General features: G+C 60.4%; 25 protein-coding genes. 17 read left to right on the top strand and 8 right to left on the bottom strand.

Going from position 1 to position 25,204, the window contains the following annotated elements:
• Window positions 1–57 precede the first annotated feature (57 nt).
• From ACLIRY_RS03870 to ACLIRY_RS03850, 5 genes are all read left to right on the top strand, one after another.
• A complete protein-coding gene (locus ACLIRY_RS03870) occupies window positions 58–1,767 on the top strand; it encodes a hypothetical protein (RefSeq protein ID WP_413204018.1) in 1,710 nt (569 codons plus the stop codon).
• A 100-nt stretch (window positions 1,768–1,867) separates the two neighbouring features.
• A complete protein-coding gene (gene tsaA / locus ACLIRY_RS03865; protein WP_413204017.1) occupies window positions 1,868–2,362 on the top strand; it encodes a tRNA (N6-threonylcarbamoyladenosine(37)-N6)-methyltransferase TrmO in 495 nt (164 codons plus the stop codon).
• A 656-nt stretch (window positions 2,363–3,018) separates the two neighbouring features.
• Window positions 3,019–3,237: a bacterioferritin-associated ferredoxin gene (locus tag ACLIRY_RS03860; protein WP_413204016.1), complete on the top strand. Its 219-nt coding sequence runs from the start codon at window positions 3,019–3,021 to the stop codon at window positions 3,235–3,237.
• A 273-nt stretch (window positions 3,238–3,510) separates the two neighbouring features.
• Window positions 3,511–3,993 carry a bacterioferritin gene (bfr, locus tag ACLIRY_RS03855; protein ID WP_413204015.1) on the top strand — a complete coding sequence of 161 codons (483 nt, stop codon included), beginning with the start codon at window positions 3,511–3,513 and terminating at the stop codon, window positions 3,991–3,993.
• Window positions 3,994–4,273: 280 nt separating this feature from the next.
• A complete protein-coding gene (locus ACLIRY_RS03850) occupies window positions 4,274–5,581 on the top strand; it encodes a divergent polysaccharide deacetylase family protein (RefSeq protein WP_413204014.1) in 1,308 nt (435 codons plus the stop codon).
• A 281-nt stretch (window positions 5,582–5,862) separates the two neighbouring features.
• Here the strand turns inward: ACLIRY_RS03850 and ACLIRY_RS03845 are convergent, their stop codons facing one another.
• Window positions 5,863–6,657: an enoyl-CoA hydratase/isomerase family protein gene (locus ACLIRY_RS03845; RefSeq protein WP_413204013.1), complete on the bottom strand. Its 795-nt coding sequence runs from the start codon at window positions 6,655–6,657 to the stop codon at window positions 5,863–5,865.
• Window positions 6,658–6,832: 175 nt separating this feature from the next.
• Here ACLIRY_RS03845 and ACLIRY_RS03840 point away from each other — a divergent pair, with 175 nt between their 5' ends.
• On the top strand, window positions 6,833–7,522 hold the full coding sequence (locus ACLIRY_RS03840) for an orotate phosphoribosyltransferase (protein ID WP_413204012.1): 690 nt from the start codon (window positions 6,833–6,835) through the stop codon (window positions 7,520–7,522).
• Between the two features lie 101 nt (window positions 7,523–7,623).
• Here ACLIRY_RS03840 and hemN read toward each other — a convergent pair whose 3' ends face one another.
• The gene (hemN, locus tag ACLIRY_RS03835; protein ID WP_413204011.1) at window positions 7,624–9,048 is read right to left on the bottom strand and encodes an oxygen-independent coproporphyrinogen III oxidase; all 1,425 of its coding nucleotides are present in this window, start codon (window positions 9,046–9,048) and stop codon (window positions 7,624–7,626) included.
• Window positions 9,049–9,220: 172 nt separating this feature from the next.
• Here hemN and otnI point away from each other — a divergent pair, with 172 nt between their 5' ends.
• Window positions 9,221–10,015, top strand: coding sequence for a 2-oxo-tetronate isomerase (gene otnI, locus ACLIRY_RS03830; RefSeq protein ID WP_413204010.1), 795 nt, complete (start codon window positions 9,221–9,223; stop codon window positions 10,013–10,015).
• 153 nt (window positions 10,016–10,168) lie between these two features.
• On the opposite strand, the gene ACLIRY_RS03825 is transcribed toward otnI, so the two are convergent.
• The 4 genes from ACLIRY_RS03825 to ACLIRY_RS03810 form a co-directional block, all read right to left on the bottom strand.
• A complete protein-coding gene (locus tag ACLIRY_RS03825; protein ID WP_413204009.1) occupies window positions 10,169–12,064 on the bottom strand; it encodes an MASE3 domain-containing protein in 1,896 nt (631 codons plus the stop codon).
• 660 nt (window positions 12,065–12,724) lie between these two features.
• Window positions 12,725–12,853 (bottom strand): hypothetical protein, encoded by a 129-nt coding sequence (locus tag ACLIRY_RS03820; RefSeq protein WP_413204008.1) that lies wholly within the window; start codon window positions 12,851–12,853, stop codon window positions 12,725–12,727.
• A 234-nt stretch (window positions 12,854–13,087) separates the two neighbouring features.
• Entirely contained in the window at window positions 13,088–13,813 is a 726-nt protein-coding gene (locus ACLIRY_RS03815; protein WP_413204007.1) for a CHAP domain-containing protein, read from the bottom strand.
• 39 nt (window positions 13,814–13,852) lie between these two features.
• Entirely contained in the window at window positions 13,853–14,650 is a 798-nt protein-coding gene (locus ACLIRY_RS03810; RefSeq protein ID WP_413204006.1) for an enoyl-CoA hydratase, read from the bottom strand.
• Between the two features lie 202 nt (window positions 14,651–14,852).
• On the opposite strand from ACLIRY_RS03810, the gene ACLIRY_RS03805 reads away from it, so the two are divergent.
• Entirely contained in the window at window positions 14,853–15,293 is a 441-nt protein-coding gene (locus ACLIRY_RS03805; protein ID WP_413204005.1) for a PaaI family thioesterase, read from the top strand.
• A gap of 13 nt (window positions 15,294–15,306) precedes the next feature.
• On the opposite strand, the gene ACLIRY_RS03800 is transcribed toward ACLIRY_RS03805, so the two are convergent.
• Window positions 15,307–15,537 carry a hypothetical protein gene (locus ACLIRY_RS03800; RefSeq protein WP_413204004.1) on the bottom strand — a complete coding sequence of 77 codons (231 nt, stop codon included), beginning with the start codon at window positions 15,535–15,537 and terminating at the stop codon, window positions 15,307–15,309.
• Window positions 15,538–15,877: 340 nt separating this feature from the next.
• Between ACLIRY_RS03800 and rplM the strand changes: the two genes are divergently transcribed.
• The 4 genes from rplM (at window position 15,878) to ACLIRY_RS03780 (ending at window position 18,727) form a co-directional block, all read left to right on the top strand.
• Entirely contained in the window at window positions 15,878–16,342 is a 465-nt protein-coding gene (rplM, locus tag ACLIRY_RS03795; RefSeq protein WP_413204003.1) for a 50S ribosomal protein L13, read from the top strand.
• A gap of 3 nt (window positions 16,343–16,345) precedes the next feature.
• Window positions 16,346–16,828 (top strand): 30S ribosomal protein S9, encoded by a 483-nt coding sequence (rpsI, locus tag ACLIRY_RS03790; protein ID WP_413204002.1) that lies wholly within the window; start codon window positions 16,346–16,348, stop codon window positions 16,826–16,828.
• A gap of 384 nt (window positions 16,829–17,212) precedes the next feature.
• Window positions 17,213–18,241, top strand: a complete 1,029-nt coding sequence (locus ACLIRY_RS03785) for an acyltransferase domain-containing protein (RefSeq protein WP_413204001.1) — start codon at window positions 17,213–17,215, stop codon at window positions 18,239–18,241.
• Between the two features lie 213 nt (window positions 18,242–18,454).
• Window positions 18,455–18,727, top strand: coding sequence for a hypothetical protein (locus ACLIRY_RS03780; protein WP_413204000.1), 273 nt, complete (start codon window positions 18,455–18,457; stop codon window positions 18,725–18,727).
• A 34-nt stretch (window positions 18,728–18,761) separates the two neighbouring features.
• Here the strand turns inward: ACLIRY_RS03780 and ACLIRY_RS03775 are convergent, their stop codons facing one another.
• Window positions 18,762–19,352 carry a TetR/AcrR family transcriptional regulator gene (locus tag ACLIRY_RS03775; RefSeq protein ID WP_413203999.1) on the bottom strand — a complete coding sequence of 197 codons (591 nt, stop codon included), beginning with the start codon at window positions 19,350–19,352 and terminating at the stop codon, window positions 18,762–18,764.
• Between the two features lie 224 nt (window positions 19,353–19,576).
• Here ACLIRY_RS03775 and ACLIRY_RS03770 point away from each other — a divergent pair, with 224 nt between their 5' ends.
• From ACLIRY_RS03770 to ACLIRY_RS03750, 5 genes are all read left to right on the top strand, one after another.
• Window positions 19,577–20,782 carry an MFS transporter gene (locus ACLIRY_RS03770; protein WP_413203998.1) on the top strand — a complete coding sequence of 402 codons (1,206 nt, stop codon included), beginning with the start codon at window positions 19,577–19,579 and terminating at the stop codon, window positions 20,780–20,782.
• 181 nt (window positions 20,783–20,963) lie between these two features.
• A complete protein-coding gene (locus ACLIRY_RS03765) occupies window positions 20,964–22,469 on the top strand; it encodes a DegQ family serine endoprotease (protein WP_413203997.1) in 1,506 nt (501 codons plus the stop codon).
• Window positions 22,466–23,824, top strand: a complete 1,359-nt coding sequence (locus ACLIRY_RS03760; RefSeq protein WP_413203996.1) for a replication-associated recombination protein A — start codon at window positions 22,466–22,468, stop codon at window positions 23,822–23,824. Before ACLIRY_RS03765 ends, ACLIRY_RS03760 begins: the two co-directional genes overlap by 4 nt.
• Before the next feature lie 6 nt (window positions 23,825–23,830).
• Window positions 23,831–24,217 carry a fluoride efflux transporter CrcB gene (gene crcB / locus ACLIRY_RS03755; RefSeq protein WP_413203995.1) on the top strand — a complete coding sequence of 129 codons (387 nt, stop codon included), beginning with the start codon at window positions 23,831–23,833 and terminating at the stop codon, window positions 24,215–24,217.
• The gene (locus ACLIRY_RS03750; RefSeq protein WP_413203994.1) at window positions 24,214–25,200 is read left to right on the top strand and encodes an RluA family pseudouridine synthase; all 987 of its coding nucleotides are present in this window, start codon (window positions 24,214–24,216) and stop codon (window positions 25,198–25,200) included. Before crcB ends, ACLIRY_RS03750 begins: the two co-directional genes overlap by 4 nt.
• Window positions 25,201–25,204: the final 4 nt, after the last annotated feature.

The following is a 25,204-nucleotide window of genomic DNA, read 5'->3' as shown; positions in this document are numbered from 1 at the left end:
AATTTGAATTGAAATCTGCCGCTCCGCGCATGGGGTGGACTTTGGGGAATAAAACCCATGCCCAAATTCGAAGTCCAGATTAACAGGGATAAACGCTGGATCACCCAGGAAATCCACGACGAGGAACGGTCGGCCCTCGACACGGCAAAGACAATCGTGAAAAGCAGGCAAGTGGATGGGGTGCGGGTGATCAATGACCGCCTGGGACCTGACGGACTGCATCGTGAACGGGTGGTGTTCGAAGAAATCCTGGGTGCAATGCCCGAGGCTCCCATCCGCCTAAATCCCATTGAAGAGGGGGCGTATTGCGGTTCGGTGGAGGAGGTCTATGGGCTTGAAAGCCGTATGACCATTGCCCGGCTCTTGCGGAAGTACCTGGAAAGTCGGGTGCTGATTCCCTCCGAATTGCTGTATTGCTATTCTCCGTTGTCGAAGCTTGAGGATGTCGACGGCGCGCTTCTGCCCGCTGCTGTTGATCGGATGGTCACTCTTCATTGCCGCGCCAATGAGGCCCTGAACGCCAAGGCGTGGAAGGACGAGCTCTATCGCTGGGTGGCAGAGATAGGGCGACGGGCCCGGAAGGCTGAAGGGGAGAAGTTGCTGTGGAAGGTCACTCTTGCGGACTTCCGGCGGGTCCTGGCTGCGGTGAGCAAATGCGCATTTATTCATGAAGAGCAGGTCCAGTTGCTGCGCCATGTGATCGCTCGAGAAACCTATAAGGAGCGGAACTACCTGGGAAAGCTTGAGGTCCTGTTGGCTTGCCTATCGGACGAGTTGAGCGAGGATACCCTGAAGATCCTGGATGGGTTCATCGCCGACACCCTGAATGTCAGTCAGGTGATCCAGGAAATTCTCGGCAGTCGACCCAACCTGTCCAACGCCCTGATCGGCCTGTTGGATCTGATGGAGGGGAAGGCGGGGCCGGATGCGTTAGACGATCCGGACACGGTCAAGGTTTTGCGCAGGCTGTTCAAGGAGAACAAACTGCCATCCGGTTTGACGGTTTTGATGGAACGGGTGACCCGTGAGATCGGCGGTCGCCAACCCTTGGCACGGAACGACCCCACGCAGGAACATGAGGCTTTTCTTGCCCTGATGGAGCGTTTGGTGCGGCGCGATGGGGTGGCGGGCGGAGCCCCCGTTGCCGCAGCTCTGACACGCCGCTATGGCCTGCGGTTGGAACAGGGGGGCGCCACGGGCTGGCGCCTGTCCATTGAGGGGGTGTCCCATCTGTTGCGGGATAAGGCCCGGCGGCTGCATTACCTGTTCGCCGTCGCAGACTGCCAAGCGGATGGTCAACATATGACCGCTGTTGCGGAAGAAGTGGTGCAGGTCATTAAAGAAGCGGCCAACCTGGATTATTTTGTGGACCCCCGACTGTCGACCACGGAAAAGCTCCAGATTATGTCCGGTCTTCAAAGGGCGCTGATGGAATCTACCCTGCCGGAGGTTTTACGGACCCGGGTGTGCGGGCGACTGGACGACCTTCTGGCCCGCTATCTTGTGGAGAATCGGGTGGTGGAAAAGCTGGATTCACCCAGCGACAGCTTGAGGGTTCGTGCCGTTCGTCTGGTAAGGTTCTGCGGGTCTGGAATTCTGATCGAGGGCAAGGCCCTGACCCTGGCCCGATCTCGGGTTTTGCACCATCTGCGTCAGCCCAATTTCGTGGAGGAATTCACTCGCGATGTGAAAGAGGTGAAGGAGAGGGAAAGCACCGTGCGGGAGTTCTATCGGATGTTGGCCGAATCCGGGTTCAGCGCGGGATAATCTGCAGGCTGATTGCCTTCATGGATCGCTGACTTTCGACGGATGACAGAGTATTCTTATTAAATTCAAGGGAATATTCCAAAACGTCGGGAAGGAAGCCATGGACAGTGATATCCGCGAAGGTGAAGTCGCCCTGGACTTTGACCCAGGCGCGAAAGCCGATGGATCGGTGAGCTTCATTGGTTGGATCCAGACACCCTGGAAGGAAAGGGGCAGCGCGCCGCGCAATTTGATCCAGGCCCGGGAGCGCACCAGTGAACCGGCCCATCTGGTCCTGCAACCCGCCTATGGGCCAGGGCTGTCTTGCCTGGAGGGATATAGTCATGTGGTCGTATTGTATTGGATGGACCGGGCGCGGCGGGATTTGATCCTGCAATGGCCTCGTCATTCGGACCGGGCGCGGGGTGTCTTCTCCCTTCGCTCGCCGGTTCGACCCAATCCCATCGCCCTGGGTATTGTGCCGCTTCTTGGTGTGGACCAGGACATGGCCAGGGTGACCGTGGGGCCTTTGGATTGCCTGGATGGCACGCCGCTGCTGGACATCAAGCCCTATCATGCCTCGACGGATGCCTATCCGAATGCGGTATCCTCCTGAGGCTTCGCTTCTGTTCGTGTGTTCAAACGTCAGACAGGGCTTTACGCGCCATAAGGCGCCGGTGGCCATCAGGACAGGGGGAGCTTCCGTCACGGAGCCTTGCCCCGTCCCCCATTGGGGGCCGAGAGGTCCCAGACCCTGGGCTTTTATTTGTAAAAGGAAAATGGGGGTTTGGGGGCATTTGCCCCCAAATGGGCTTGGGCAATCGCCCAAAAAATACGAGACAGTATTGTGTCCTGTGAGAGTGCCTTCGAGGCTAAGTTTGGTCGCAAAGCGACCCAACGTGATCCCGGAATACTCTAAGCGAAATTTTTTGTGATGAAACGGTGTTCGTTTCGCATTTACGCCATCGGCCCAAGTCATCGCAGAGCGCTTTGGATGGGAGTTTAATACCCCAAAAAGGGGGAGGAGTTGATTTTGAGATTGACTCGCAATTATTGGCCTCTTAGAGTCTATGGATATGAGGCGGGTCGTCCCCCGCCTCGCCCGGCTACGGGAGAGGTAGCTGGGCGCAGTACCCTAACGAAGGCTTCGATCTGAGGTTGGCCCGTCGATATACTCTGAAAGATTGGTGCGCGGGTCGTTGACTTTTTTTGACTGTGCGGGTGCGCGAGGACCATTTGGGTTCTATTCGTTCGTGTGTGGAGGACTTGGGCATGTACGTTTGCGTGTGTCACGCCTTAACCGATCGTCAGGTGCGAGAAGATGCCCATGCGGGGGCTAGGTCTGCGGGGGCAGTCTTTGCTCGTCGCGGTGTTCGGCCAGTCTGCGGGAAGTGTGTTGGGTGTATGCGTTCGGTTCTGGATGAAAGTCGTAAGGGGCGCATGGAGCAGCATCACCACCATGAAGCAATGGGACGTCAGGCTGCCGAATAAAGGGCCGAATTGAATTTCAAGGTACGGCTGAGCAGGACTGCGCAGATTTGAAAAATATTAGATAGAGTTGATGGAGTAGGGCGGAGCACGTAATCTATGTGGCTTCATAACCCTTTTTTATATTCACCACCTTAACGAAGTTTCTTAGAGCGCCTATATTCCTTGGGCTGGGTCGGATTTCTCTCCACTCGGGTTTTGTCCCCGTGTCATTCGTCCGCAGCGAACGACCATCCAACACTATTTCAGTTTCCACCACATTTGGAGGACGATCCAATGAAGGGTGATCCGCAGATCATCAAACTGTTGAACGGCATTCTCAAGAACGAGCTGACGGCCATTAATCAGTACTTTTTGCATGCCCGCATGCTGCAGGACTGGGGTTTGGCCAAGCTGGGCGCCCATGAGTATAAGGAATCCATCGAAGAGATGGGCCACGCCGACAAACTGATCAAACGCGTTCTGTTCTTGGAAGGCCTGCCCAACTTGCAGGACCTGGGCAAGCTGATGATTGGCGAGAATGTTCAGGAAGTTCTGGAGAACGACCTGAAGCTGGAAGTTGCCGCCCGAGTCGATCTGGTGGAGGGCGTTGCCGCTTGCGAAGCGGCCCGGGATTATGTGTCCCGGCAGATTCTGGACGAAATCCTCGACGACACCGAGGAGCATATCGACTACGTGGAAACCGAGATCGGTTTGTTGGAGAAGGTTGGCCTAGCCAATTACATCCAGTCCCAGATGGACCCTGGTTCGGGGTCGTAACACCCCGTTAACCCGAGTCATGGCAGGATTATGCCTAGTTTCCAACATTTGCGAATGTCCCGCCATGGCTCGCTTTCCTCCAAAAAGGCAGAAGACTGCTGCTGGTCCCCTCGGGCGGCCCCGACAAAGGGGACCCAATAAGGGACGGCCCCAACAGGGACTGCCCCAACAGGGACTGCCTGGGAATCACCCCTGGCAGAACCGACCGGTGCGGCAACCCAAAAGGCGCACTCTTGGGTCCCCCTTGGATCCTCCACCGCCTCCGCTGATTTCGCGGCGGATGATGTTGAGTTGTGTGGGGATGTTGGTGTTTGGCGCGGTTGGTGGAGCGGCCCTCGCCAAGCTGGGTAAGGTCTGGGCGAGTGGAGCCGACGCCTTGGGCGGCAAGGGCGCCGCCCGGGCTGCGGCTCTGGGACATGTGCGCTTTGTTGAGGATGACGGCTTGGCGACCGCGCGCCGAGGGTTCCTTGCCCCGGCCGATATTGCCATGCGGATGCCCTTGGCCGAGGGCGCTGAGCCCTCTATTTTCGACCCTCCCGCATTCGCGCCGACTCAGGTGATTCGTCCAGCGGATATGCCCGGACCTCGGACTGTATCGAGCCCGGAGCCTCAACCCTCTGGTGGAGAGACACTGGCAGGCGCACGGGGCGCGGTTCCACTTCCGCCCGGGATCAAACCCAGGAATCCGTTGGGTGTTCGTCAGGCTGTGGCGTTGAGCGAGGCCCCGGACTATGGGATGCCCGATCAGCAGGGGGTTATCGATTCGCCATCCCGCCCCCTGTATGGCTCCGATTCTTTCCAACCGGTGGCTTATATCCAACCAGAACGAAAGGCTCCGTCTTCCACAGCTTTTGCTCTGCCGGGTAGCCGGGGGCGGGCTTGGTTGGACAATGCCCTGCCTGTCCCGGACCCGGGCGGGCGGCCCATGATTTCCGTGGTGATCGACGACTTGGGCTTGAACCGTAAGATAACCCGGGATTTCATAGCCTTACCGGGCCCCCTGACCCTGTCCCACATGGCCTACGCCGAGTCGCCGGAGGGGTTGGTTTCTGCCGGTCGGCTCCATGGGCATGAGATCATGCTTCACCTTCCCATGGAGCCCCGGGATTCCCACTATAATCCCGGCCCCGGTGCCCTGATGACCAGCCAATCCGATTCGGAGATTCGACGGTTGGTGGCTGATGCCCTGTCCCGATATCCGGGTGTCGTGGGGCTCAACAACCATATGGGCAGCAAATTTACGGCAGATGCCCGGGGTATGGGGGTTGTCATGGGCAGTCTGGCCGAGCGGGGGCTCATGTTCCTCGATAGCCGCACCACGGGAAGCTCCGTTGCTCCACCCCAGGCGCGCCTCCATGGCGTGCCCTTTGTGGAGAGGGCCGTCTTCATCGACCATAAGGATAGCGCCCAGTCCATCCACCATCAGTTGGCTCAAATAGAGCAATTCGCAGCCCGTCATGGGCAGGCAGTGGCGATTGGCCATCCACGCGAAAAAACCTATCGGGCTTTGGCCCAATGGTTGCCGACATTGGCCGGCAAGGGTTATGCCCTGATGCCAGCCAGCGCGATTATTCGCTACCACGTGTAGTTAGAGTGGAAAGCAGAAAGCTGTGTCGCGGTTTTCCGTCTCATTCCGCCCCAACCATCTAATTTAGATCACGTTTCTTAAGGTCGGTCAGGGGACAGGACTGGGAGTGTTTTCGCGTCACGGGGCTTTGCCCCATCCCCCACTGGGGCCGAAAGGCCCCAGACCCCAGGCCATTAAAAAGTAGGGGTTTGGGCAATCGCCCAAAAAAGACGAAACAGTGTTGTGTACCGTGAAATTCGGTCGATCAGACCGAATTTCATCGTGACCTAGAGACCGCGTCCCTACTTTCCCTGAAATATGGGTTTACGCTTTTCCTTGAAAGCGGTGATTCCCTCTCGGTAATCCTCTGTGTTCAGGAAGTCATAGCACTCATCCAGTTCCGTTTCGGTAACCGGGGCAGAGTCCTGGAGGCGGCGGATGAATTTCTTGTGCCAAGCGTTCACTCCGGGTGCACCTTTGGCGATGGTCTTGGCCGTTTCGGCGAGGTGCTCTTCGAAGGCATCATCTGGGACGATCCGGTTGACCAGACCCATGCGCAGGGCTTCGACGGCGGGGATGATTTTGGCTTCCAGCAGGATCGACAGGGTGTTCGCCGGGCCGATCAGTCGTTCGATGGCCTGGATCTCCGGATAGGCCATAACCACGCCGATGCGGTTGATGGGCACGCCGAAACGCCCGGATTCATTGGAAATTCTCAAGTCGCACAGGCAGGCGAGCTCCAGCCCGCCCCCCACGCAGGCCCCCTCGATGGCGGCGATGACCGGCAGGGGGCAGTCCCGAACCAGGGTCAAGGTCCGGCGCATGATCCGGTCGTAGTCCTTGGCTTGATCGGGCGTGGCACGCACCGTGTCGAATTCCCCGATATCCGCCCCCGCAGCGAAGGCCTTGCCACCCGCGCCCCGCAGAATCAGGCAATGGGGACCTTGAGAGGTTTGGGACTGTTCCGTTATCGCTTCCAGAGCATCTCCCAGTGCTTGCCACATGGGCAGGTTCATGGCGTTCAGTCGGTCGGGGCGGTTGAGCGTGATGGTGGCCACGGGGCCTTCGATGGTGGTTTGGATAACGGATGATGACATCTGAGGGCGCGTCCTTTGCCGGGGAGGAGGGTGGTTGCCGGACCACAGATTTACCGGTAAACAACGGAAAGCGGAACCCGCCAATGGTTTAGCGATCTTCCTCCCCATCCCATCGGCCCCCTGATCTCCTGCGGGATCCATCCGGGAGGGCCACCGTTCAGAAGGACTCACCCGCATGACCCTCGATCCCCACGCCCTCGCCGACGCCGAGGCCGGTCGCGCCGTCGCGAGCATTTTGCTGGAAATCGGCGCGGTCAATTTCCGCCCCCAGGAGCCCTATACCCTGACCGCGGGCTGGGCGAGCCCGGTCTATATCGATTGTCGCAAGATTATCAGCTATCCCCGGGCCCGCCGTCGGATCATCGAGCTGGCAACCCGGAAGATCGAGCGCATGGTCGGCTATGAAAGCTTGGATGCCGTGGCCGGAGGCGAGACGGCGGGTATTCCCTATGCCGCTTGGTTGGCTGACTCCCTCGCCCTCCCCATGCAGTATGTCCGTAAGAAACCCAAGGGGTTTGGCCGGATGGCCCAGATCGAGGGGGATTTAACCGAAGAGCAACGCGTTCTGCTCGTCGAGGATCTGGCTACCGATGGTGGCTCCAAGCTGTCCTTCGTGAAGGCCCTGCGGGATGCGGGTGCGCAGGTCAACCATGCCTTTGTGGTGTTCTTCTACGGGGCCTTCCCGGGTGCTTTGGACTCCCTGGCAAAGGAGGATGTGTCCCTGCACTGGCTGGCGACCTGGCATGACGTCCTGGCCGTGGCCGAGGAAACCAAGGCCTTCCCCGAAGACAGCATCGAAGGGGTGCGCGCGTTCCTGAAGGATCCCGTGGGGTGGTCCGCAGCACGCGGTGGCCGGTCAGAATAGGAAAAAAGCGGGGCTCTGCCCCGCTTTTCATGCGTTTAAAACAAATGGGATCAAAGGGTTCGTGACCCTTTGCGGGTCTGGGCAGAGCCCAGAGTTTTTCCCTATACGGCGCGAGAGTGGCGTTGCTCTCCGGCTTTCAGGTATTTGTCGAAGGCCGCGCAGACGGCCCGGGATAGGGGACGGCCCATATCCGTCACGCGGATCACGGATCCCTCCACGGACACGATGCCGTCGTCCTGGAAAGGAGCCATCGCGGCCAATTCGTCATCGAAGGCCGAGTCCGGAAGCCCATGGTCATGGGTGATCTTGGCTAAATCCACGGCCATGTCGCACATGATCCGCTCGATGATTGCCCTGCGGACCGTGTCTTCGTCGGACAGCGCGACGCCCCGTTTAGTGGCCAGATGGCCCTCTCGAACCATGCGTTTGTAGTTTGTCAGTTCGCCTTCGTTGGCCACATACCCTTGGGGCAAGTAGCCGATGCCCGAGGCGCCAAGGCCGATCAAGGCCGGAGCCGTATCGGTGGTATAGCCCTGGAAGTTGCGGTGCAGGGTGCCCGTGTTCAGGGCCAGGGCCATTTCGTCGTCGGGAGCGGCGAAGTGATCCAGGCCAATGGCGACATATCCCAATTCCTGGAAACGGCGAGTGGCCGCCAGATACTGGCTCCACCGTTCGGATGCGCCCGGCAGGGTGTCTTCCGGGATCAGACGCATGTGTTTTTTCATCCAGGGGACATGGGCATAGCCGAATAGGGACACCCGGGCCGGGTTCATGGCTACGGCCCGGTCCACGGTTGTCAACACGGACTCCGTGGTCTGATGGGGCAGGCCGTAGATCAGGTCCATGTTGATGTCGGAAATGCCGTTGTCCCGCAGCCAGCCGATGACCTGCTCAACCAACTCGATGGGCTGGATGCGGTTGACGGCGGCCTGAACCTGGGGTTCGAAATCCTGCACGCCGATACTGGCCCGGGTCACGCCGGCCTTGGCCATGGTCTTTACATAGTCGAGCGTGGCTGTGCGGGGATCCATTTCCACGGCCACTTCAGCGCTCTCCGACAGGCCGAAGCGGGCGCGCAGGGTGTCGAGAACCCGGGCGAAGTCCTCGCCTTTTAAAATGGTGGGCGTGCCGCCACCGAAATGGACATGAGTCACGTCAAGCGGTGCGGTCAGGTGGTCAGCGACCAGATCGACTTCCGCCAGCAAGGCCTCCAGGTAATCGGCGATGGGGTCGTAGCGCTTGGTGATCTTGGTGTGACAACCGCAGAACCAGCACATCTCGGCGCAATAGGCGATATGCAGGTAGAGCGAAGTCTTGGTGCCCGCCGGGAGCGCGGCCAACCAATCGCCGTAGCTGTCGCCGGTGATGCCCGGGTGGAAATGGGGAGCCGTGGGATAACTGGTGTAGCGGGGCAGCCGCAGGTCGTATTTCGCCGCCAGCCGCTCGACCGCTTCGGTTGAAGGCGCCGGGGGCGTGGGGGGCTGGCCGGTGCCGGGGGCGGAGGAAAGGGTCTGGAGGGATGCCATGCGAAATGCCTCGCTGTTCATCGGTCGGAGGGGCCTCTGGAAGGCCTCGTCTTTGGACGGCGGCGGGGGTAGGATGCCGCAGACCTGTCGAAGGGCCGTCCCTCGCCATATGGGGCGCCCAGGCGGTCAGCGATACTCCTACCCCACCCCTTTTGTCCAGGACAAGCCCCCCATGCCTCGTTTCGCCGCCAATCTATCCACCCTGTTCACAGACCGGCCCCTGGAAGATCGCTTCGCCCGGGCTGCGGCCTGTGGGTTCAAGGGCTGCGAAATTCAGTTCCCTTATACCCTGCGACCGGAAAAGCTTGGCGACCTGACGGCCTGTAACGGGCTGGAGCTCACCCTGTTCAATGCGCCTCCGGGGAATTGGGCTGCGGGAGAGCGGGGGCTTGCGGCCCTGCCTGGCCGTCGGGACGATTTCCGGGACAGTCTGGAGGTGGCCATGCCCTATGTGGAGCTGACCGACTGTCCGCGCCTGCATATCATGGCCGGCGTGGTTGAGGAGGAGGCTTGGCCTGAGGCCCTGGAGACCTATGTGGAGAACCTGGCCTGGGCGGCGGAGTTTTGCGCGGACCATGGAGTCAAGGCCCTGATCGAGCCGATCAATACGGTGGATATGCCCGGTTACTTTCTGAGTCGTCCCGATGATGCCCTGACCATCCTCTCTGAGGTCGATCATAAGAACCTGTACTTACAGTATGATTTTTATCATGCCCAGATCATGCAAGGGGGGCTGACGGATTTCCTGGAAGCCAACCTGGATCGCATCGCCCATGTGCAGATCGCAGGCGTGCCCGGTCGCCATGAACCGGACGCCAATGGAGAGGTCAATTGGCCCTACCTGTTCGGTATGCTGGATGCCCATGGATTTCCGGGGTGGGTGGGGTGCGAATACCGCCCCCGGGGCAAGACCGAAGCGGGCTTGCGGTGGGCCAAGGATTTTGGCATTTCCGCTCCGGCGGAATAGGGACAACAAGGCGATCAGTCTTCCGTCTAGAGCATGTTGTGTGAAATGTGATTCACGCAACATGCTCTAAGTCACTGACGTTGAAGAAAATCGTCACGCCTACGGCGTGCGTTCCGCCCGTCGCAATCTGTTCCAGCTTGCTCGGGATTTGCTCTAGACATCATTGGGAAGGGCCGTTTCCTTGTCGACCTCTGTCTGCGAGACAGAGAGGGGGGCGGCGGCGCTTTCTTTCCATAGGGTGACAGTGAAAACGGATCCCTCCGTGCCCATGCGGGGACGAAGGGTGATCCAGCCCCCGTGCAGTTCGATCAGCCGCTTGCAAATGGCCAATCCCAGGCCCGTGCCGGGAAATTCCGTCTCACCATGCAGACGTTTGAAGACGCCGAAAACCACTTGGCGGTCCTTATCCGGAATGCCCATGCCGTTGTCGGTGAAAGACAGGTGGACCTGCTCCTCCGACTCCGTGGCGGTGATGGAGATCTCTGGAGTGCGATCCGCTGGGGTAAACTTGCTTGCATTTTCCAAAAGCTCTTGGAAGACATGAACCAATTGGTCGCGATTGCCCAGAACCGTTGGCAACCGTTCGGGGGTCGCCACGTGGGTCCCCCAGGCTTTCAGCCTCGGTTCCAGAGCGCTTAAGGCGTCGGTCAGGGGAAGCGTCAGTTTGACCGGAACCAGGGGGTGGTCGGAGGGGCGGGCATTGGCGTAATCCAATAGCCCGTGGATCATCGCCGACATGCGTTTTCCTGCCTGAACCGCCATTTCCATGTCTTGGCGGATGTCCTGGCTCAGATCTATTCCCAGACGGCGTTGGATCAGGCCAAGGTAACTGACAATCGAGCGAATGGGGGTCTGTAGTTCGTGGGAGAGAACATGGGCGAATTGTTCCAACTCCGCGTTGGACCGCAATAGAATGTCCTGGGCATGCTTGCTTTCGGTGATGTCCCGGAAGAGGGCGATGGCCGATTTCCCCAGGATGGAGCCTTCCAAGGGTTGGATGCGTACGTCGTACCACACTTCCCCCCGCTGGAGCAGGATGGCTTGTGGCGCTTCTGTCCCCTTGAGGTGGAGCATATCCCTTGCAAGGGCGGTCGGGCTTCGGCTCCAGTGACCTGACGGCCCCACCAGCTTGAACAGGGTGGATTTGTCCGAGCTTGAGGGCTCACCAAAAGCCCGTTGGGCCGCAAGGTTCAGCCGCTTGACCTGATAGTCCTGGGTGATGAGGACCGTGGGATCGGGGGACAGTTCCAGGATGGTGGCGTCCTGGGTCACATGAATGAAGGGCTCTGTCATCATGGTCTTCACTGTGGCCAGGAAAAAGAGCCAGAAGGCCAGGAAGATGATCAGGTGTCCTGAGACATTCCAAGATGTGTACACACCCGTATAAAGGGTGAAGGCGAGTTCGGCTAGGGTTGAGAGGACCAGAGCCGCCATCAACAGGTGATAGGACCGCGGGGGCAGCTCTTCCCGCCGTGTCCACAAGAGCAGGGCCGCGACACCAAGGAGGGCAATGGCCAGCCACTCCATAGCGATCTTGAAGGGTGTCATGCCCCTGAGTTCCCGATAGGCGTCGGGGAAGTGGCCTGCAACAACGGCCCAGGCCGAAATCGCTGCCAGTAGGCCGAATCCGAGAAAGGCGACCATGGGAGAGGCCCGACGGCCAATGAAAAGTGGGGCAGTGACCAGGGTCAGGGCTTCCAGCAGTCGTGCCGCCAACCAAAGCTGGGTGGCTTCGTTTGCCGATCCATCGAAGAGGATGTTCATGCCCTTGTATGAAATGCAGTGAAAGATCTCCAGCACGCTTACCCAAAAGAACCCGGCGCCGAGGATCAAAAGGAAGTGGCTTTGCCCAAAGCGAGCCGCACTGCTGGAAACGAAGAACATCATCAAACCAATGGCAGCGATGAACAGCTCTGCGGTCACATGGAATAGCAGATAGCTCCAACTGCTCAGGGCTGCGAGTGCGGCGACCGCCCCGAGGGGGAACAGCCACTCCCAAAGGGTGAGGTGGGGAAAGGGCGAAGGGGCCTTTATCGGTGGGGCTTTCATGGGCACCATGTCGGATATGAAGAAAAACATGAGCCATTTGGAGCGGCTATGGTCGCGTCCACCCTTTGGGCATCAACATCAGATTAAAATAATACACCCTTCGGGGGTGAGCATCTATGAAACACATCAATAAACAGATGGTCCTGAGGGACTGGCATTTTTTGGATTTGGCTTGGAAAGCATATCTCGCCTCGGTGACCTAATGAGTCAATCCGGGTTTTTAGCCCGGGTTCTCCCATCTTTTTTATGCACATGGGGTTTTTCGCGAATGGGATCCAAAGGGTTCATGACCCTTTGCGGGGCTGGGCGGAGCGCAGATTTAATCCGGAAGCCTTGTTTCCATAGGTTTTTAGCCATTGAGGTTGGCCGCGTTCCTGCGTCGAGGAAGATCCTGTTGTCAAAATTTCGAGAGTTGACCGGTTTTTTTGTGATCCAGGAGCGCATCTGGTCCGTTCAAAAGGGGAGGGGGTAACCTTCCGCTGATTCGGAGAAAATCAGAGCCGGGTTCACCGGTAGATCCGAACCGCACTTCCCTGGAGGCAATCGGTGGAGTCGCTCTGGCGATTTCCGAAAATGGGGCGGCTCTTCGAGGGCCGCCCCATAAGCGTTTGGATCCGGGCTTGATTCTCCTGATCTATGGGGTCTTAGACCCTTGAGGCTTTATAAGGTCGTAGACCCTAGGGCCGACAGCAAGGCCATACCCATGGCGCTGCCCAAGAGCAGAACGGCAGGTTTGATGAGGCTCGACGCCATGCTTGCCCCGGCACGTTCATAGACCACAAAGCGCATGATCCTGTTCTCCACTTCCCGATAGCTGGCCGGACACAAAGTCTGGTCCAGAAGCGAATCCGCTCTGTTAAAAGGGGGCTCGCCTTTCCTTGATGTTGATTTAACTCGGGTAATTGGGCGGAGCTGTGACGGATGGCACTGTGAATAAGGCGCTTTCGCGATTTCTCAGGGGCATACTGTGGAGAGTGCCGTTTTGGTGCGGGGCCGGTGCAGTGATGGGCATGCGGCCAGAGGTTACCAAAGCTGAAGGGAGCGGGTCGGGTTGACCGATTGTTGGTTGGAGGGGGCTTGGGGAGAGCGCAGAGAGACCGCTTGGGGTTGAATGGGGGTGGTTGGGCGGACCAAGGGTTTTTGAGCCGGAAAGCGGGTGTCTTCCGGGTCGGGGGTGACAGACGCGACCCGGGTTTCCGAATGAATGAAGCCCAAGGCCGAATACACCCGGCCATAGCCGTTGACCTCTGGATGCCGGAAGCGGATCTGACTCCAGTCATTGTTCGGAGACACATCCCTGGCAGGCATGTTTTCGTAGATTCTTCCCCGGGTCTTGTCATTCCATCCCCAATTGGCATGGCTGACGCGGATATCCCTGGGGCCGTCGATTCCCGTGACCACGGCCACATGCCCGGATCGCAGTCGGCTGTCCGGTCGCAGGGTGAGAACCGAACCCAGTTGGGGCCGGTTATCCCGGGTATATCGCCCGGCCGCCTGATCCCACCAGGTATCGGCGTCCCCGCGTAGGCTCACCCCAGAGATGGCGCGGGCATAGGGAACGCACCAGACAAAGCTCTCATCGCCCGAATAGCGGGGAATGGCCATGGAACCGGGTGTGCTTGTCATCGATCGTCCGCCACCGCAGGCAGAGACGAGCAGAAGGGAAACCAGCGCCAGGGCGCGCCATTGCCGGGATTTGGGGCCGGATTGGGGGCGGGCAGGGCAGCAGTGCAAAGCGGTCGTGGTCATCGGTCCCAGCCTCCGGCGGTGGAACTGGACGCGGGCGGGTCAGCGCCCGGTCCAGCTGGGCGCGCGTTTAGAGAGGAACGCATCGATCCCTTCCTCGGCGTCGCGGGCCATCATGTTGCGGGTCATCACCTCGCTGGCGTAGAGGTAGGCCTCGTCCAGCGGCATCTCCAACTGCCGATAGAAGGCTTCCTTGCCGATGGCGAGGGTCAGGGGCGATTTGCTGGCAATGGTCTCGGCCAAGGCGGCGACAGTGCTGTCCAGGGCATCCGCCTCGACGACGGTATTGAGCAGGCCATGGGCCAGTGCCTCCTCGGCGGAAATGGGGTGGCCGGTCAACAGCATTTCCATGGCCTTCTTGCGGGGCACGTTCCGCGAGAGGGCGACCATGGGGGTGGAGCAGAACAGGCCGATGTTCACTCCAGGCGTGGCGAATCGCGCATCTTTGGCGGCCACGGCCAGATCGCAGGACGCGACAAGCTGGCAGCCTGCAGCCGTGGCCATGGCGTGGACCTTGGCGATGACCGGTTTCGGCAGGCGGACGATGCTTGTCATGAGCTCCGAACACTGTTTGAACAGGGTCTCGTAGGCGTCACGGGTGGGAGTGGCGCGGACCTCCTTCAGGTCATGTCCGGCACAGAAGGCCGGGCCATTGGCCGCCAGGACAACCACTTTCACCGATTCGTCTTCTCGAGCCTGATTCAGAGCCTCCTGAAGGGCGGCCATCAGTCCGACGGACAGGGCGTTGCGCGCCTTGGGCCGGTTCAGGGTGAGGGTGCGAACGCCCGCAGCGTCGGTGATTAGCAGGATGGGATCATCTTTGGTGCCCTGGTCGCTCATCTATCCTCCCCTCGAAACTTCCGATCCAGTGGTCATCATGGATCGGGAGTCAGTTTTTGCGATTGTTTAGGAAATCGCTGCGAGTTATTGATTCGGATAGAATAATGCCCAAATGAAAAACCACTGGCAAGGGAAAGTGTCGGCGAGTCGATCCGATCAAGGACGATCGACCGGAGGGGCATCAGCGAGGGGACGCCATCGTATGTCGCGTATCAGTCTGACGGAGTTTTCGGAGATTCTGGACGCCGAGCTGCCTATCGCGGCCATGCTGGGCATTCGGACGGAGGAGATTCAAGGCGGGCATGCGCTCTTGCGTATGCCCTATCGGCCCGATCTGACCCGCCCAGGGGGAACCATTTCCGGCCCGGCGATGATGGCTTTGGCCGACGTGGCCATGTATGCCGTGGTCCTCAGCCTTGTGGGACGGGTGGAACTGGCGGTAACCACCAATCTATCCATCAACTTTCTGCGCAAGCCCCCCAGCCACGATATCCTGGCCGAAAGCCATGTCCTGAAGGAAGGAAAGCGATTGGTTGTCGCCGAAGTAGAGCTGTTCAGTGCCCGGCAAGACGGAACCCGGGACCTGGTGGCCCATGTGACGGGAACCTATTCGGTGCCTCCTCACGCGGTAACCGCTGGGTGAGGGGGGGCTTGGCCTATTCCGCGTCTTGATCGAGCGGTTCGGGGCGGATGAGGTGGAAGCTGTCTGGCGAAGCGCCAACCATTTGCAGGGCAACCTTGCCTGCCGCAGTGTTGACGACCATTTCCACCACCCAGGTTCCCTGTTCGACCATCAGGGGGGCCCCCATGGTCAGTCCCGTGACGTCGGTGACGTCCATGCTGAGACTGTGGTCATCTTTGAAAGAGATGGATGCGACCGTTTTCACGGAAAATCCTCCTGTGTTTCGAGTGCGTTGCCAGTCAATCTCCTTCCACTCCAAGGGTCAAGAGCTTTCCAGGGCAGGCTCGCAAAAGAACGCGCTTTCAGGGGGTTAATCGTGGGGTATCATAATACCAAGTTCCTAACTGTTTGAAAGCAAACGATTAAGTTAAGTTGACAGTCCGTTTTTTCCTGGCATACTCCGCCGCCACGCCACACGGACCTATAGATGGAGTTTGATGTCCATTCCGGTCTGGACGGGTGACTTTCATAAACCGCCGAAAGGGGTTTGGCGCCGGGTTTCTCGGCGGGATACCCTTTTGGGCCGGAAGGAAAAGAACGGACCAATGAAGACCTATTCCGCGAAGCCCCATGAGGTGGAAAGGAAATGGTACGTGATCGACGCTGAAGGTGTCGTTCTCGGTCGACTCGCCGTGATCATCGCCGATCTGCTGCGCGGGAAGAACAAGACCATTTACACTCCGCACGTGGATACCGGTGACCATGTGGTCGTCATCAACGCCGAGAAGGTGAAGTTGACGGGCAACAAGGCGACCAACGAGCGCTTTTTCTGGCACACCGGTCATCCGGGTGGCATCAAAAGCCGCAGCCTGGGACAGATCCGCGACGGGGCCCATCCCGAGCGTCTGATCGAGAAGGCGGTGGAGCGTATGATGCCCCGTGGCCCCCTGGCCCGCGCCCAGTTCAAGAAGCTGCGCGTCTACGGTGGTACAGAGCATCCCCACGATGCCCAGACCCCCGAAGTGCTGGACGTGGCTGCCCTGAACCCGAAGAACAAGAGGAGCGCCTAATCCATGGCCGAGGAAATTAAATCCTTCGAGGATCTGAAGGACGCCACCGCTTCGGTCGCGGAAGCCGCCCCCGTGAAGCGTGAGCCCAAGCGTGATGCCCAGGGCCGGTCCTATGCCACGGGTCGTCGTAAGGACGCCGTGGCCCGTGTCTGGATCAAGCCCGGTTCCGGTCGCATCATCGTCAACGATCGGGAGCTGGAAGCCTACTTCCCCCGTCCGGTGCTGCGCATGGTGATCAACCAGCCCTTCGTGGTGACCAACACCGTCAATGAGTTCGATGTGGTTTGCACGGTCAAGGGCGGCGGGTTGACCGGCCAGTCTGGCGCCCTGCGCCATGGCCTGAGCCGTGCATTGACCTATTTTGATCCGGAACTGCGCCGGGCTCTGAAGGCCGTCGGCTTCCTGACCCGTGACCCCCGCACCGTGGAGCGGAAAAAATACGGTCGTGCCAAGGCCCGTCGGAGCTTCCAGTTCTCCAAGCGCTAGGCGAACCGACTATATATATGGCTCTCCCTTGGGGAGGGGCGGAAAAACCCCGGGCTGGAAAGTCCGGGGTTTTTTTGGGCGATTGCCCAACCCCATTTGGGGACAAATGCCCCCAACCCCCACCCTTTTTTGCCCAGGGTCTGGGGCTTTTCGGCCCCAGTGGGGGACGGGACAAAGCCCCGTGACGGGAAAACACGCCCTGTCGTGTACCGTGCAAGCTGGCCCAATTCTACTCTGATTCTATAAATTTTAGAGTGCCTTCGCCCCATGGCCCTGCTCAACCAACAAGGGCATGGTAGAACGGTCCCATTGTCGTCATTGCGTTGATGTCTCCCTCGCTTCGGCAGTACACCAAAGGGGGAGGCATTGAAAAGGAACACCGGCATGACTCTCCGTGAATTACCGATTCTGTTCTGCTTTTCCGGTCAAGGGTCCCAGTACTTCCAGATGGGGAGCGACCTGTATCGGAGCCAACCGGTCTTCCGGGACTGGATGGACATCGGAGACGAGGTGGTTCGGGGACGTCACGGCTTTTCCCCGGTGGCAGAAATGTTTGCGCCGGGCAAGAGCGTGGCCGATCCCTTTGGTCGGCTGGAAGAGACGAATCCGGCTCTATTCCTGGTGCAATACGCCCTGGCCAAAACAGTGATGCATGCGGGGATCCGCCCGGACGCTGCGCTGGGGATCAGCCTGGGAGAAACCGTTTCCATGGCACTTGCGGGCATGTGTTCCTTCGAGGTGGCGTTGGCTGCGGTGTCGGACCATCCGGCGGTGTACCGTCGCACCTGTCCTCCGGGGGGGATGACGGCTTTCTTGGGTGACCCTGCCCAGGTGGAGGCCCTGCCGGAGATGGCTGGGGGCGCTGTTCTGGCCGGCGTGAACGGTCCGCGCCACGGTGTGATTTCCGGGACCCTGGCGGGGCTAGATGGGGTGGAGGAGGCTCTGGCGCGTCTGGAGATTCCTTTCCAGCGGTTGCCAGTGCCCTACGCTTTCCATTCGCCCTGGATCGATGGGGCGGCGTCGGGGTTTCGGGACATCCAGCCGACCCATTTGGCACCGGGACGGTGGACCTGTTGGTCAAGCCGCTTGGCTGCGCCCACGGATCCCACCTATCCGGACCTGTGGTGGGATGTGGTTCGCGGTCCCATGTCCTTTGCCAAAACCATCGCCGCAATTGAAGCGGGGCGGCGGGGAGAGGGTGGGGGAGTCATCTATTTGGACCTGGGACCGTCAAGCACCATCAGTACTATTTTACGTCAGGGGTTAGCTGCCGACTCTCCCTCCCGGGTGGTGTCGGTGCTCTCACCCATGGGCGGGGGCCTGGTGGCGTTGGAGAAGGCCTTGGGGGCGCTCGCCAACCGGGGGCCAGCCAAGCCCGGATCGCGGAATCGACTGATGGCCGATGGGGAGTGATCGGTGCAAACCGTTTTGATCTCGTTGCGAAAATCGACTAAATCTTCGGAAATCAGCTAAAAACATCTCTGAATACCATTTGGCGTTGCCGGGAAAACCGGTCAGCGCTACACTTTAAAGTAGGGGTAGTCCATAAGAATGCGCCCGTGCCGATGGGCCTGTCCGGTGTCTGTTCGGTCAAATCGGGCCATCTCATACGGAGGAGGTGGACTCATGACCCGTCAAGTCACTACCCGTCAATTCAGCGTTTCCCGTAGTGTCGAAGCCGCCCGCAAGCCTGTCAGGCATCTGCGGCGTCACAAAGCAAAACGCTCTTCCCATGTCCTTCGGGATGTTGGTGTGATCGTCGCTTTTTGCGGTGTCTTTGCGGCAATTGCCTTGACGTTGGAAGACCGCTCCGGCGATGCCTGGAAGGATACCATTCGAAGCTTTTCGACCACACAACAAAGCACGTCTTCCGAGCCCGTCGTTCGCTTCGGGAAGTGACCCTGTGACAGGTGGCTTTGGCAAACGTCACCTGTCACAGCGAACGTGCCTGCTGGACTGCACGCGTCTTGTCGCGGGACAGAAGGTTGTCGATGAGTGATCGGCAATAGGTTGTGTCCGGATGTTCCCCCGCAAAGGTAATCCGATAGAGGAGAGGCGCGACGAGTCCGTCAATGAGGGCGTCCACATCGGGGGTAGGTTCGTCCCGGGATTTGGACCTGATGACGATTCGAGTCATCAGCTCGCGGAGGTATTGGTCGCATTTACAGGCGGCTCCGGGCGGGCGGGCTCCGAAAAGGCTGTCTCGTATCAGCTGGCGTCCGGGCTCGGAGGCCAGTTCTTCGGCGTAGGGGATCAGCCAGGCTTCAAGGTCAGACCGCAAGCTTCCGGTATCCTCGGGGTCCGCGTCGGGGCGCAGTCGATCCTCGGCGACATCGGCCAGGAGGTTCCTGAGATCACCCCAGCGGCGGTAAATCGTTGAAGGGGTGACGCCAGCCCGTTCGGCGACTTGGGGGACCGTAAGGTCCGATCGCTCGTGCTCTCGAAGAAGTGTCGTCACCGCTTCGTGGACCGCAGACTGTACACGGGCGCTCCGTCCCCCGGGTCGGGTGCCTTTCCCATTCATGATGTGCCGCGTCCTTTCTTGCAAAGGTATGGGCGTAATACCCCAATTCCTGCGGTCAAGTGAACCGGATTTCCCTGCGGTTCCTCCGAGATGCTTTTTAACGCAAATATATTGCTTTTGCTCCCGGTGGCGCTATCTTCATTTAACGCAAAAAATTTGCCTTAACGATGGAGAAGGTTTTGTCAGATGTCTCTTCCCCCCTCAGGGGGCAGCCATCCCGTTGGATGGCCAAGGGCGCACCCTTATATTATGCTGCGACCTTAACGATATTCGTTGCTGCATCGACCGCGCCCACGCCCCTGTACCGGCTGTATCAGGAGGCCTGGGGACTGACATCGACCATGGTGACGGTTGTCTTTGCCGTCTACGCCCTCGCCTTGCTCGCGGCCTTGTTGACGCTCGGGTCCCTCTCGGACCGGTTGGGGCGGCGGCCCGTTATTTTCCTGGCTTTGGTGGTCGAGGGGGCCAGCATGGTGGCCTTTGCGGGGGCCGATCGGATCTGGCTTCTGCTCCTTGCCCGCTTGCTGCAAGGGATCGCCACGGGGGCGGCAACCAGCGCCCTGGCTGCGGCGATCATGGACCTTGCCCCTGGCCGCGCCCCGCTCATCAACGGCATTGCGCCACTTCTGGGCATGACCTTGGGCGTCTTGGGGTCGGCGGTCCTTGTCACCTTTGGTCCGGCGCCGACGCGTTTGGTGTACTGGACCTTGCTGGCCGTTTTTGTGCTTTTGATGGCGTTGATTTGGCTGACAACGGAGCCGCGTCTACAGGGGAGGGGCAGGGGTGGGAAAGAGCCCTCTGGACCCCGTTGGGCGCTTCCGGAGGAGGCACGGCGGGGCTTTTGGCGTGTGACACCAACCAATCTGGCGGTCTGGGCGCTTGGGGGATTCTATTTGTCCCTTGTGCCTTCGGTGGTGCGGGTGTCCCTTCACAGCACCTCTGCGTTGGTTGGGGGGAGTGTGGTGGCAAGCTTGACGGCAATGGGAACCCTGGCCGTGTTTACAACCCGGCGTCGTCCGTCGAACCGGGCCATGGTCGAAGGCCCCTTGGCGCTCGCCGCAGGGGTGAGCCTGTCTGTGGCCGGTGTCTCGGGGCAAATCCTGGGACTCGTCTATCTCGGGACTGCAGTCGCCGGTTTTGGCTGGGGCATGAGTTTCCTTGGGGTTTTGGGAAGCCTCGTTCCCCTGGTCGGCGCCAGGGATCGGGCCAGACTCATGGCCCTCTATTACGTGCAGAGCTACTGTGCCATGAGCATTCCAACGGTGGCCGTGGGGATGCTCGCGACAAACCTGGGCCTGACCATGGCGACCCTGGTCTATGGGACCGCCTTGATCCTGTTGGCTCTGGGTGCGGTCGGTTTGAGCCGGGGGGCGACAGGACAGGAGCAGGGCCTTCCGCCGAAGGGGGTGGCTTGTCCCGAAGAAACGTAAGGCTTCGTCACCAGAGCGCGAGACCGGGGCGGCGAAGAATTCCCAGACCAGCCGCCTTTCCCACATTTCCAACAAAGAGTATTGCTAGACGAATGTCTTTTTAACACCCACCTTGTGGACGGCGGCGGAATCGGACGGCTCCCACCGCCTTTCAAGGGTGACAGATCAAGGGATTCGTTTCATGACGCAGCTTCCGGCACGCGAATGGTGGACTGTCTTTAAGCGGGCTGGCTTTGGGCAGGCTGGAAACGGGGCGAGGTGGGCGGCTCGGGCTTTGGCCGGGGTGGTGATGCTGGGATTGGTTGGAGGGGCTGTTTATGCCCAAGCCCAGTCGGCTGCGCGTGGGGCGGATGTCGTCCCCGGGTCCCAGGCGCAAATCACCTTGACCTTTGCGCCCATCGTGAAGGCGGCTGCCCCCGCCGTGGTCAATGTTTTCACCCAACGGGTGGTCCGGGAGGCCCGGGTGTCGCCCCTGTTCAATGATCCGTTCTTCCAGCGGTTCTTCGGTGGTCAGGGTATGAATGTGCCCCAGCGGGAGCGGGTCCAACGGTCCCTGGGGTCGGGCGTGATCCTGGGGTCCGACGGGATCATCGTGACCAACGCCCATGTGGTCAAGGACGCTGAGGAAATCACCGTGGCGCTCAACGACCGGCGGGAATTCGCGGCGGAGCTGGTGGGAATCGACGAGCGGGTAGACCTCGCTGTCCTGCGGGTCAAGGCCGATACTCCCCTGCCGACCCTGCCCACCGCCGATGACCGAACCCCCCTGGAGGTCGGCGATTTGGTGCTGGCCATCGGCAATCCCTTCGGTGTCGGTCAGACGGTGACCAGCGGTATCGTTTCGGCCCTGGCCCGAACCACGGTGGGCATTTCCGATTTCCGCTCCTTCATCCAGACCGATGCGGCCATCAATCCGGGGAATTCCGGTGGCGCGCTGGTGGATGTTTCTGGCAAGTTGGTCGGCATCAATACGGCAATCTATTCCAGGGACGGAGGCAGCGTGGGCATCGGTTTTGCCATCCCGGTGGAAATGGTCAAGGCCGTGATGGCGGGGATTCTGGCCGATGGCCATGTGAAACGTCCCTGGTTTGGTGCCGACGGTCAAACGGTGACCCAGGATCTGGCCGGGCATCTGGGGCTCGACCGCCCCATCGGTGTGGCCATTACCGAAGTGACCAAGGGGGGGCCGGCGGCCAAAGCCGGGCTTGAGTCCGGTGACGTTGTGCTCTCCGTCGATGGCCGTCCGGTGGTGGATGCCGACGCCCTGAAATATCGTATCGCCGTGCGCCGTCCCGGCGATAAGGTGCCGGTGGATATCCTGCGGAATGGGAAAAAGAAGACTTTTACCCTGACACTGGCCTCCCTGCCGGAAACCCCGGCCCGGGACACCACGACGCTGGATGGCCCCAATCCCTTCGCCGGGGCCGAAGTGGCCAATATGAACCCGGCCTTGGCTGAGGAGGTCGGCCTGGATGAAGCTCGGCCTGGGGTGACGGTTCTGCGGATCCGCCAGGGAGCCGTGGCTCAGCGAGCGGGGTTCCGCCCCGGGGATCGGATCCTGGAGGTCAATGGGACTGCCGTTGACTCGGTGTCCACCCTGCGCAAGTTGGTGAAGCGGAAGCAACCGCGCTGGATCATTCTGCTTGATCGAAACGGCCAGACCCTTCAACTGGCCCTGCGCGGATGAGCCGAGGCAGCCTTTTCGACGCCCCCCCCAGTGCAGCGGGGGGGAACAGGGGTGGTTCGCTGTTCGAGGAGGGAGCCGCGCGTCCCCTTGCCGACCGTCTGCGCCCCCAGGTCGTGGCCGAGGTCGTCGGCCAGGACCATCTGGTGGGACCGGAAGGACCGCTGGGCCGCATGACGGCGGCCGGTCGCATGGCCTCGATTATCCTTTGGGGGCCACCGGGTTGCGGCAAGACGACCATTGCCCGCCTGCTGGCCCTGGGCACGGACCTGCATTTCGAACCCCTCTCGGCGATCTTCTCGGGCGTGGCGGAACTGCGGAAGGTCTTTGCTGCGGCCCGGGATCGGCGGGCCATGGGGCAGGGGACCCTGTTGTTCATTGACGAGATCCACCGCTTCAACCGCGCCCAACAGGACGGCTTTCTCCCCTATGTGGAAGATGGGACGGTGGTTCTGGTGGGGGCCACCACGGAAAACCCCTCCTTTGAGTTGAACGCCGCCCTGTTGTCGCGCTGTCAGGTTCTGGTGTTGCGTCGGTTGGACGATGGGGCTCTTGATGAATTGTTGACCCGGGCGGAAGGGGAGGTGGGGCGTGCCCTGCCGTTGACGGCAGATGCCCGCGAAGCCCTGCGCGCCATGGCTGATGGGGATGGGCGGTTCCTGTTGAACTTGGCCGAACAGGTCTTTGCCCTGCCCGCCGATCCCATCTTGGACACCACGGCCCTGGTGCGGATCGTCCAACGCCGCGCCCCCCAGTACGACAAAGACCGGGAGGGGCATTACAACCTGATCAGTGCGCTGCATAAATCCCTGCGCGGATCGGATACGGATGCCGCGCTCTATTGGATGGGGCGGATGATGGCCGGGGGAGAGGATCCCGCCTTCCTGCTGCGCCGCCTGACCCGCTTCGCTGTCGAGGACATCGGTCTCGCCGATCCAGACGCTTTGCGCCATGCCATCGCCGCTTGGGAGGCCTATGACCGTCTGGGTTCGCCGGAAGGGGAGTTGGCCATCGCCAATCTGGTGATCTATCTGGGGACGGCACCCAAGTCCAATGCGGCCTATACGGCCTTCAAATCGGCCATGAGTGCGGCCAAAAAGACAGGGTCGTTGATGCCTCCAGCCCATATCCTGAATGCACCGACGTCGATGATGAAGGACTTGGGGTATGGGAAAGGCTACAACTACGACCACGACGCCCCGGATGGCTTTAGCGGGCAGGATTATTTCCCAGAGGGAATGGGGCGGCAGACCTTCTATGATCCGCCCGAGCGGGGATTCGAGCGCGAGGTGCGCAAGCGTCTCGTTTGGTGGGACAAGTTACGCCGGGAGCGGCGATCGAAAGACGGGAGTGCATGAGGGACGATGTCGGGACGGATGCTTTTGGCCGTTGCCCTGGGGGGAGCTCTGGGAAGCGTGGGGCGGTATGTAACGGTGGTGATGGTGACTCGCCTGTTCGGACATGGATTTCCTTCGGGGACCGTGGTGGTGAACATTCTGGGCAGTTTCGCCATGGGACTGTTGGTGGAGGGTTTGGCCCTGCGATGGCATGTGGGGCCGGAACTCCGTGGGTTTATCACCGTGGGGGTCCTCGGAGGGTTCACCACCTTTTCCACCTTTTCCCTGGATATCGTGACCCTGTTTGAACGGGGAACCCCCGGAATAGCGGGCTTTTATCTGGCCGTGAGCGTGGCTGCGGGCATCATGGCCCTGGCTGCGGGCATGTCCCTAGGACGGATGATGTTTTCATGAGTGTTGAAGTGATCGCCGTCACCGACGACGAGGAAGGCTCCCGCTTGGACCGATGGTTCAAACGCCGCTGGCCGACCCTGACCCAGGGGCGGTTGGAAAAGCTGTTGCGCACCGGACAGGTCCGGGTCGATGGCAAGCGGGCCAAGAGCAACCAACGGCTTGAGGTCGGGCAGGAAGTGCGGGTGCCTCCGTTGGGCGACGCGGCCAGCGAACCCGCTCCCAAGCCCGATGCCCGCCCCGTGCCCGCCCATGAGGCCAAGGCCCTGCGCGACGCCATCTTGCACCAGGACAGGCATGTGATTGTCCTGAATAAGGAAGCCGGATTGGCCGTGCAGGGGGGGACGGGCATGACCCGCCACCTCGACGCCCTGCTCGATTCTTTGGCCGAACGGGGGGAGCGGCCCCGGCTGGTCCACCGCCTGGACAAGGACACCAGCGGGGTTCTGGTGCTGGCCCGCACGCTGGAGGCGGCGCGTAAACTCACCGAAGCCTTCCGCTCCCGGGACGCCATGAAGATCTATTGGGCCCTGGTGGTGGGGGAGCCTCCCTTGACCGAGGGAACCATCAAGGGGGCGCTGGCCAAGGCCGCGACGGGGCGGGGCGAACGCATGGAGATCAACGAGGAAGAGGGCAAACGCGCCGTCACCGACTTCCGCGTGATCGATCAAGCGTTTCGAACCTGTGCGTGGTTGGACCTGCGGCCCCGCACCGGGCGAACCCACCAGTTGCGCGTCCATTGCCTGGAAATGGGCACGCCCATTCTGGGGGACGGGAAGTATGGTGGGGCGGATGCCTATCTGGAGGGGACAGAATTGTCCAAGTCGATGCATCTGCATGCCCGCGCTTTGCGCATACCCCATCCTGGAGGGGGAATGCTGTCGGTCATCGCGCCGCCACCCCGCCATTTCGTGGACAGCCTGAAGACCCTCGGTTTTTCCCTGTCTGACGCATTGGAGCCCTTCGAGGGCTGGGCCGAGGATTAGGCGG

It is taken from the genome of Rhodospirillum sp. A1_3_36 (assembly GCF_047263945.1).
GTDB lineage: Bacteria > Pseudomonadota > Alphaproteobacteria > Rhodospirillales > Rhodospirillaceae > Rhodospirillum.
The sequence above is the reverse complement of the archived record's forward strand: the minus strand, read 5'-3'. Positions and strand labels throughout refer to the sequence as shown.